We start from the raw sequence: 8,920 nt of genomic DNA on the forward strand, positions 1-8,920 counted from the left end.
CAGGTGCCGGGGTTCTTGAAGATCACGCCCGCGTAGGTCTCGGGCGTCCAGGGCCCCATCGGGTCGTCGGACATCAGGTAGGCGATGGCGCCGGTCGGCGGGCCGTTCGGGTCGATCGGACCGCCGAAGCCGAAGTTGGACGAGTAGGAGTAGTAGTACCGGCCCTCGCGCTCGAAGACGTGGCCCGCCTCGAACACCAGGGGCGCGTCGATGGTCTCGGCCGCGCCTTCGGTGCTGATCATGTCGTCGCCCAGCTTGATGACGCGCGTCGACTTCGGGTGGTTGGTGTTCTCGTAGGAGCCGGAGCCGTCGTCACCGCCGCCGCCGAAGTACAGGTAGCCCTGGCCGTCGTCGTCGATGAACACGCCCGGGTCGAACAGCCAGTTGCGGCCGTCCGAGGCGCCGGGGGTCTGGCCGGTGACGAGCAGGCTGCCGCGCTCGTCGCGCCAGGGGCCCAGCGGCGAGTCGCCGACCAGGACGCCCGTGGCCGCGCCGTTGTTGGCGAAGTAGAGGAAGAACTTCTCCACGCCGTCGACCACGCGGCTCTCGACCGCGGGCGCCCACGACTGCGAGGCGTACTTCGCCAGGCCGTTCGGGCCGGCCACCGGGATCTCGCCGTGGTCGGTCCAGTTGACCAGGTCGTCGGAGGAGATCACGGTGATCGTGTTGATCCCGCCGTAGGTGTTGGTGGGCGAGGTCCCGTCCGGACCGGGGTTGTAGACCTGGGTGTCGTTGGTCATGTAGACGTACACCCGGTCGCCGTGGACGAAGGCGTTGCCGTCGGCGCCGAACTTGTGGGAGATCAGCGGGTTGCCCTCGCCGGGGTTCTTGGCCAGCACCTCGATGGTGGTCGACGGCGTGAACTCCCGCAGGACGACGTCGTCGACCTTGAAGTCCATCAGGTGCGTCGCCGGCGCGGAGGCCGGGTCGGCGACCCACGGCGTCTCGACGAACACGCGCGGCGTCGAGACGTCCTGGCCGGCCGGGATCGTGAAGGTGCCCTGGAGCAGGCCCCACTGGCCGCGCGGCACCGTGCCCGTGCCGAGGTTGGTGTAGGTCGAGCCGCCGTAGTGCATGGTGACGAAGAACTGCTTGGTGGCCGGGCTCGCCGGGTTCTCGTACTTCACCCTGGCGGTGACGGTGTAGGTCTTCCCGGCGCCCACCTTGCCGGCCAGGTCCTGCATCGGTCCCGACCCGGTCGTCTTCCGGTTGGTCACCAGCACCGCGGCCGAGCCCGAGTGGGCGTCGTCGGTGGGTGACAGGGTGGCGCCGTCGCCGGCGTTGCCGTTGTTGGCGATCCACCCGGACAGGCCGTCCTCGAAACCGGGGTTGGCGATGAGGTTCGGTGCGGCGGCCGTGGCCGCCGGTGCGGCGGTGAGGCCGCCCGCGAGCAGGGCGCCGACGGCGGCGAGGACGACGGCCCTGCGCCGCCCCGACCGCTGTGGACGTTGTCGGTGCACGTGGTTCTCCTTGTTCCGGTTGCGGGGGTCGTTCCGGGTGTGGGGGGCGCTCACCGGCAGGTGCGCGCCTCGTAGGGGGCGCGAATCTCGGCCGTCCGCGGCTCGCCGTCGACCGTCGCGGACGCGGTGACCAGCGCCGAACCCGCCGGCACGCCCCGCTCCCGGGTCGCGAACGGGTGGGCGCGGGTCTTGCCCGGCTTGACGTCGCGGAAGGACTTCGTCCCGTACGGCGTCCCGACCGTGACGTCCACCGGGACCGCCTCGTGGTTGGTGACCTCGACGGTGAGCACCACCTTGGGCCCGGTGCACCGGGTCCGGGCGGACACGCCCACCGCCACCGGCACCCTGGCCACGCCCAGGCGGACCAGTTCCAGGCTCAGCGCCCGCTCCGGCGCGTCGATTTGGTTCTGCGTGCCGAACCGGGAAGCCCGGGCCTCCTGGGCCTTGCGAAGCGCCTCGCGCATCGCGGCCCAGGCGTCGGCGGGGTAGTGGTGCTCGTCGAGGGTGCGGGCGTGCGCGATCGCCGCGTCCAGGGCGCCGGTGTCGAGCGGCCGGCCCTCCGCCGTGAGGGTGTCGCCGAGCAGGAAGTGGTCGAAGTCGACGTGGCCGCCGGCCTGCGCGGTCGCGTAGTTGAACAGGCCCCACCGGTGGCCCATGAAGTGGGCGAGGCTGCCGTCGAGCGCCTGCGGCCCGACCCGGTTGCCCAGCCGGTGCCAGTCGAGCCCGTCCAGGCTGTAGTAGAACGTGGTCCAGCCCTGACCGGTCGGCGCGTCGAACTCGACGTCGCCCTTGAGGTGGACCTCGGCGGCGTCGCCGAGCGGCACCTCGGTGCCGGGCACGAAGCCCTCCGCCGTCGCCTGGTCGAAGGTGACCGGGAAGGGCTGCACCCGGTTGACCACGCCGAGGGTGTTGCGCCCGTCGACGCGCTTCACCGCGACGTAGGAGAAGCCGCGGTTGTACATCGCCAGGCCCGCGACGTCGCCGTCCCGCATCCCGGAGACGTCGAGCTTGGTCTCCGCCGAGCCCTTCGGCCCGAACACCCGCTGCGACAGCGTGTTGCGGGCCTCCTCGAACCAGGTCAGCTCGGCCCGGTTCGACAGCTTGGTGTAGGCGTAGTCGCCGGTGACGACCTTGCCTGTGGTGAGCCTGAGCCAGCCGTCGCGGTCGGTGAGCGACCAGTGGCGGTTGTCCGGCGCGTGGTTCCACTGCCAGGTCAGGCCGAGGCGGGAGCCGTTGGGCCTGATCTCCTCCTCGGTCGGGTGCTCGCCGGCGCCCGGGGTCGGTGCGGGGATCGTCCACCGCTCGTCCATGTAGGCCTTGTGCGGCGCGTCGTTCGCGAAGTCGTCCGAGGCGACGACGGCCTTCTGGCGTTCGAGCGCCTCCTGCGCGGGGCTCAGCCGGATCGGCTTGGGGAACGCCCCGTCCACCGGGACCACCCCGTCGTGGCCGAAGGTGGGCCAGCCGTCCCGCCACGTGGCCGGGATCAGCGCCGGGATGCGGCCGACCGGGAACGAGTCGCGGAAGAACAGGCCGTGCCAGTCGGTGCCGCCGTCCGCGCGCGAGATCGGCACGAGGCTGCCCTGCGCGAAGCCGTTGGAGTTCAGCACGCCCCGCGCCTGGTACGGGTTGGAGCCGTCGGCCGTCGCGTACCGCCCGAGCAGGTGGGGCGAGCGGAAGAGGACCACCTGGCGGCCCTGGCCCGGCGGCCAGGTGATGATCACGACGTAGTAGTGGCCGTCGATGTACTGGACCTGGGCACCCTCGAACAGGCCGCCGAGGAACGGCGAACCCGGGTAGTCCGCGGGCCGCAGGACGTTCGGGTACTCCGCCACCACGCGGGTCAGGCCGGCGTCCAGCTTCACCGCGCTGGTCGACCCCGACCCGTAGAAGATGTACGGCGTTCCGCCGTCGCGCTCGTCGAAGTACAGCGACGGGTCGTGGAACGCGCGCCCCAGCGGCAGCCGGGTCCACGCGCCGTCCTCGATGTCGTCGGTGGTGTAGAGGTACGAGCCGCCGAGGTTGTTGGTGTTGAAGGCGACGTAGAACCGGCCGTCGCGGTGGCGCAGCGACGACGCCCACTGGCCCTGGCCGTAGGAGTTGCGGCCGTTGCGCAGCGAGGACGAGTCGCCGATGTCCGCCCGGTCGAAGACGTAGTTGACGATCTCCCAGTTGACCAGGTCGTAGGACTTCATGATCGGCGCGCCGGGGCTCAGGTGCATCGTCGTGCTGATCATGTAGTAGACGTCCCGGCCCTCGTCGTTCTCGGCCGCCGGGACGCGCTCCACGCTCACGTCCGGCACGTCGGAGTTGAGCAGGGGCACGGAGTAGGTGCCGTCCCCCCGGTCCGTGGACGTGTACGAGGGAGCGGGCGCCCACTCGCCCGTCGCCCGCGCCGCGGGACCGGTCGCGGTGAGGGTCGCGCCGGCCAGGGCGATCGTCGTGGCGACGGCCCGCAGCCCCCGGCGCCGGGGCGGGGGAGTGGACGCCGGTGTGCCCGAAAGCTTTCGGGGCAATCGTCGGCCGAAAGATGACATGGTGCTCCTCCGGAACGGCGGTCGGGGTGCATGTGATCGCTAACAGCGGATTTGTGCCCACTGCGGGCACTGGAAGCAGGGATTTGGTCGGCCGTGTCAACTCCGTGTTACGGGCCAGTGTTAGCGATAACACAAATAGGTGTCAAGGCTGCTGACCGGGGTTTCCGGGAAGATTTCCGCGCTAAAATTCGCGGGCAAACTTTTAGCGCCCGCCACCGTTGACGGGCCAAATGTCGCGTGTCTACATTGACGTGCTGATCAAAGACGATCGGAGAAGATACCGAAACTTTCGGAGGGCGCCTGTCGCGCGGATGGGGCGGTAGTGGGGAACAGGGCTTCCGGCGCACCCGCGATGGCTGACGTCGCCCGGCTCGCCGGGGTCTCGCACCAGACGGTGTCACGGGTGCTCAACGGGCACCCGTACGTCCAGGAGCGCACGCGCCTGCGGGTGCAGGCGGCGATCGAGGAGCTGGGCTACCGCCCGAACCGGTTCGCCCGCGCGCTGGTGACGGGCCGCTCGCAGCTGATCGGTGTGGTGGCCCAGAACACGACGCTGTGCGGACCCGCCTCGTTGCTGGCGGCGTTCGAGCAGGTGGCGGCGGACGCGGGGTTCGTGGTGACCGCGCACCGGGCGAACGTGATCGACCGCGAGTCCATCACCACGGCCCTGGAGCGGCACCGCGACCAGCGGGTGGCGGGCATCGTGGTGATCGCGCCGACGGCGTCGGCGCACGACGCGGTCGACACCGTCCCCCGCGGCGTGCCGCTGGTCATGGTCGACGGCGACTCGGAGCGCTCCACCCCGCTGGTGGCGGTGGACCAGGCGGCGGGCGCGGTCGCCGCGACCCGGCACCTGCTGGAGGCCGGGCACCGGACGGTGTGGCACGTCTCGGGACCGCCGGACTGGTTCGACAGCGCGGACCGGGTCAGGGGCTGGCGCTCGGCGCTGGAGGCCGCGGGCGCGGAGGTGCCGCCGGTCGTGCCCGCCGACTGGAGCGCGGCATCCGGGTACCGCGCGGGCCAGGTGCTGGCGCGGATGCCGGAGGTCACCGCGATCTTCGCGGCCAACGACCACCTGGCGCTGGGCATCCTGCGGGCGATGCACGAGCGCGGACGCCGGGTGCCCCGCGACGTGAGCGTGGTCGGCTTCGACGACGTGCCCGAGGCCGCCTACTTCACGCCGCCGCTGACCACCGTCCGGCAGGACTTCGACGCGGTCGCCCGCGACGCGCTCGACCTGCTGGTGGCGCAGATCGACGGCAATGCGGTCGAGGGGGCCCGGCGCACCTCCAGCCCGACGCTCGTGCTGCGGGACAGCGTTCTGCCGCCGGCGACCTGAGGCCCCGGCGACCTGGGGCCCCGGTGCCCGGAGCGCCCTCACCGTCCGGCGTCGATGCCCCTGCCCACCCTCCCGGCGACCTCCCGCAGCCAGCCGTGGCCGGCGTCCTGGGCGTGCACCGGGTGCCACCACAGCGCTTCCTGGAGCGGCACCGCGGGGAAGGGGCACGGCAGCACGCGCACGCCCGGCGTGGGGAAGTGCCCGACCAGGCGCTGCTGCACCAGGGCCACCCGGCGGGTGCCGGTGACGAGCGACGGCAGCAGGTGGAACGAGGGCACGGAGACGTCCACGCGGGGGCTGATGCCGAGCATGCTCAGCTGACGGGTGACGGGCGCGTCGTAGGCGCGCTGGTAGACGCACCAGGGCAGGCGGGCGAGGTGGTCGAGGGTCAGTTCGTCGTCGACCTCGGGGTTGTCGTCGGCGACCAGGCAGACCCACCGGTCGGTGAAGAGCCCGACGGAGGGGAAGTCGTCCAGGACCCCGTGGGGCATGAGCAGCCCGTCCACCGTGCTGAGCACGGTGCCCAGGTTCTCCAGCAGGTCCGGGGCCGTCTGCCGGAACGTCAGGTGGACGCCCGGCGCCTCCTCGTGCAGCACGCGGGCCAGCGGCACGCCGAACACGGTCGCGCCGTAGTCGGAGGTCAGGAGGGTGAACTCGCGGGTCTCGGTGGCCGGGTCGAAGGCGGCCTGGCTGGCGAAGACCCGCTCCAGCACCTCGCACGCAGCGGCGGCCCGGTCGCGCAGGACCGCGCCCAGCGGGGTCAGGTCGTAGCGGGAACCGGTGCGGGACAGCAGGGGGTCGTCGAAGTGGCGGCGCAGGCGGGCGAGGGCCGCGCTCATGGCGGGCTGGGTCAGGCCGATGCGGTGCCCGGCCCTGGTCACGTTGCGCTCCTCCAGCAGCGCGCGCAGGGCGACGACCAGGTTGAGATCGAGGTTGGACAGGTTCACCGCGCCTCCAGGCATCCACGCCGTGGATACATTGCATTACGAACATTCATTTCCACGATTATTTGACCCGGGTCACAGTAGTCCTCACGACACGGGAGGACACCTGATGGCAACACCCACGCAACCGGTCCGGTTCGCGCTCGGCACCTTCTCCGACGACGGGACCCCGTTCCCCGGCCTGGTCGTCGAGGACCGGGTGCTGGACCTGGAGCGGGCGCTGCCGTGGCGGCCCGCGTCCACCCTCGCGCTGCTCGACCGCTGGGACGACACCCTGCCGACGCTGCGCGGCCTGGTCCGCGACGGCCACCGCGAGTGGCGGCCGGCGGCCGGGCTGCGGGTGCACGCGCCGGTCGCGCCGCGGCAGGTGGTCCAGTCCGGGGCGAACTACCGCCAGCACGTCATCGACCTCGTGGTGGCGCACCGCCCGGCGGGCTCGGCCGAGCCCGAGGAGCGGGCCCGGGAACGGGCCGCCGAGCTGATGGACCGGCGGGCGCGGGAGGACCAGCCGTACGTGTTCACCGGGCTGCCGTCGGCCGTCACCGGGCCGTACGACGACGTGGTGCTGCCGGCGTGGTGCGAGCAGCCGGACTGGGAGCTGGAGCTGGCCGCGGTGATCGGCAGGCCCGCGCACCGGGTCTCCCCCGACCGGGCGCTGGAGCACGTCGCGGGCTACACCATCGCCAACGACCTCACCGCGCGCGACCACGTCTTCCGCGCCGACATGCGCGAGATCGGCACGGACTGGTTCCGCGCCAAGAACGCGCCGGGCTTCACCCCGCTGGGCCCGTACCTGGTGCCCGCCGAGTTCGTGCCGGACCCGATGGACCTGCGGCTGACGTTGAAGCTCAACGGCGAGACCATGCAGGACGAGTCGACCGAGGACATGATCTTCGACGTGGCGCGGGTCGTGTCCTACGCCTCGCAGACGGCCACCCTGCTGCCCGGCGACCTGGTGCTGACCGGTTCCCCGGCGGGCAACGGCATCCACCACGGGCGGCTGCTGCGCGACGGCGACGTCATGGAGTCGACGATCACCGGGCTGGGCGTCCAGCGCACCCGCTGCGTGGCCGAGGGGCGCGCGTGAACCGGGCCGACCCCGAGGGCGCCGTCGCCGAGGCCGCCAAGACCTGCTCTAACTGGGGTCGGTGGGGCGAGGACGACCGGCTGGGCACGCTGAACTTCCTCACCCCCGCCAAGCGCCGCGAGGGCGCCGCGCTGATCCGCCGGGGCGACAGCTTCTCGCTCTCGCTTCGGTTCGACGTGGACGGCCCGCAGAAGGGCTGGCGGCGGCGCACCAACCCCGTCCACACGATGCTCGACACCGGCACCGACGCGGCGGCGGGGCTCCAGGGCTTCCCGCACGGCATCGGCGGCGCGGACGACGTGATCTCCATGCCGCTGCAGTGCTCGACCCAGTGGGACGGGCTCGGCCACATCTTCGACCACGGCAAGGCGTGGAACGGCCGCGACGCGGCCACCACCGTCACCTCCGAGGGCGACCTGGTCACCGGCATCGAGCACATGGCCGCCCACGTCGCCGGCCGCGCCGTGCTGCTCGACGTCGCGCGCGTCGTCGGTGGTGGCGAACTGCCCGACGGCTTCGCCATCACCGAAACCCACCTCGCCGCCACCGCCGAGGCCCACGGCGTGACCGTCGGGCGCGGTGACGTCGTGCTGGTCCGCACCGGCCGCCTGGCCCGCGCCAAGCGCGACGGCTGGGGCGACTACGCGGGCGGACCCGCGCCCGGCCTGTCGTTCACCACGGCGCCCTGGCTGCACCGCACCGAGATCGCCGCGATCGCCACCGACACCTGGGGCTTCGAGGTGCGGCCCAACGAGTTCGACCACGCCTTCCAACCCCTGCACCAGGTCGTCATCCCCCACATCGGGCTGCTGGTGGGGGAGATGTGGGACCTGGAGGAGCTGGCCGAGGACTGCGCCGCCGACAGCGTGCACGAGTTCTGGCTCACCGCCGCACCGCTGCCCATCACCGGGGCCGTCGGCTCGCCGGTCAACCCCGTCGCCGTCAAGTAGCGAGGAGTCGACATGTCCCGCACCGTCCTCGTCGTCGGCGGTGGCACCGCCGGCAACGCCCTCACCGCCCTGCTGCGCCGAGCCGGGCACGCCGTGGACCTCGTGGAGGCCAAACCGGACTGGAACGCCACCGCCGGCTCCGGCATCACCCTCCAGGGCAACGCCCTGCGCGTGCTGCGCGAGGTCGGCGTGGTCGACGCGGTGCTGCGCGACGGGTTCCCGTTCGACGAGCTGGGCATCCTCACCCCGGACGGCGCGGTGGTGGCCGTGCGGCCGGGCGCCCGGATCGGCGGCGACGACCTGCCCGCCACCGTGGGGATGCAGCGCCCGCGCCTCCAGCAGCTCCTCATCGACGCCGTGCGCGCCTCGGGCGCGTCGGTGCGGCTGGGCGTCACCGCCACCGCGCTCGACCCGGACAGCGGCGACGTGGCCTTCTCCGACGGCACGACCGGCCACTACGACCTGGTCGTGGGCGCGGACGGCCTCAACTCCGCCACGCGCCGCCTGATCGGGATCGACGACGTGCCCGTGCCGACCGGCATGGCCATCTGGCGCGCACCCGTGCCCCGCCCCACCGGCCTGGAGCACACCCAGATGATCTACGGC

General features: G+C 72.4%; 7 protein-coding genes. 4 read left to right on the forward strand and 3 right to left on the reverse strand.

Annotated features, from left to right (window positions below; all coding sequences use genetic code 11):
* Together ACFV4N_RS34905 and ACFV4N_RS34910 are read right to left on the reverse strand one after the other, a co-directional pair.
* Nucleotides 1-1,460, reverse strand: a 1,460-nt coding sequence (locus ACFV4N_RS34905; protein ID WP_499676929.1) for a family 43 glycosylhydrolase, incomplete at its 3' end; no start/stop codon positions are given.
* Between the two features lie 50 nt (nucleotides 1,461-1,510).
* On the reverse strand, nucleotides 1,511-3,973 hold the full coding sequence (locus ACFV4N_RS34910; RefSeq protein ID WP_499676930.1) for a glycoside hydrolase family 43 protein: 2,463 nt from the start codon (nucleotides 3,971-3,973) through the stop codon (nucleotides 1,511-1,513).
* Nucleotides 3,974-4,346: 373 nt separating this feature from the next.
* Here ACFV4N_RS34910 and ACFV4N_RS34915 point away from each other — a divergent pair, with 373 nt between their 5' ends.
* Nucleotides 4,347-5,333, forward strand: coding sequence for a LacI family DNA-binding transcriptional regulator (locus tag ACFV4N_RS34915; protein WP_499676931.1), 987 nt, complete (start codon nucleotides 4,347-4,349; stop codon nucleotides 5,331-5,333).
* Nucleotides 5,334-5,371: 38 nt separating this feature from the next.
* Here ACFV4N_RS34915 and ACFV4N_RS34920 read toward each other — a convergent pair whose 3' ends face one another.
* Nucleotides 5,372-6,280, reverse strand: coding sequence for a LysR family transcriptional regulator (locus tag ACFV4N_RS34920; RefSeq protein WP_499676932.1), 909 nt, complete (start codon nucleotides 6,278-6,280; stop codon nucleotides 5,372-5,374).
* A 106-nt stretch (nucleotides 6,281-6,386) separates the two neighbouring features.
* On the opposite strand from ACFV4N_RS34920, the gene ACFV4N_RS34925 reads away from it, so the two are divergent.
* The 3 genes from ACFV4N_RS34925 to ACFV4N_RS34935 all read left to right on the forward strand — a co-directional run.
* On the forward strand, nucleotides 6,387-7,364 hold the full coding sequence (locus tag ACFV4N_RS34925) for a fumarylacetoacetate hydrolase family protein (protein WP_499676933.1): 978 nt from the start codon (nucleotides 6,387-6,389) through the stop codon (nucleotides 7,362-7,364).
* On the forward strand, nucleotides 7,361-8,314 hold the full coding sequence (locus ACFV4N_RS34930; RefSeq protein WP_499676934.1) for a cyclase family protein: 954 nt from the start codon (nucleotides 7,361-7,363) through the stop codon (nucleotides 8,312-8,314). Before ACFV4N_RS34925 ends, ACFV4N_RS34930 begins: the two co-directional genes overlap by 4 nt.
* 12 nt (nucleotides 8,315-8,326) lie before the next feature.
* The coding region (locus ACFV4N_RS34935; protein WP_499676935.1) for an FAD-dependent monooxygenase at nucleotides 8,327-8,920 on the forward strand (594 nt) is incomplete at its 3' end.

Source organism: Actinosynnema sp. NPDC059797, assembly GCF_042732085.1.
Taxonomy (GTDB): domain Bacteria; phylum Actinomycetota; class Actinomycetes; order Mycobacteriales; family Pseudonocardiaceae; genus Actinosynnema.

Bases quoted from the DNA above. Each gene is read 5' to 3' on its own strand.
- ACFV4N_RS34915 (WP_499676931.1), top strand. From the start codon at position 4,347: ATGGCTGACGTCGCCCGGCTCGCCGGGGTCTCGCACCAGACGGTGTCA.
- ACFV4N_RS34925 (WP_499676933.1), top strand. From the start codon at position 6,387: ATGGCAACACCCACGCAACCGGTCCGGTTCGCGCTCGGCACCTTCTCC.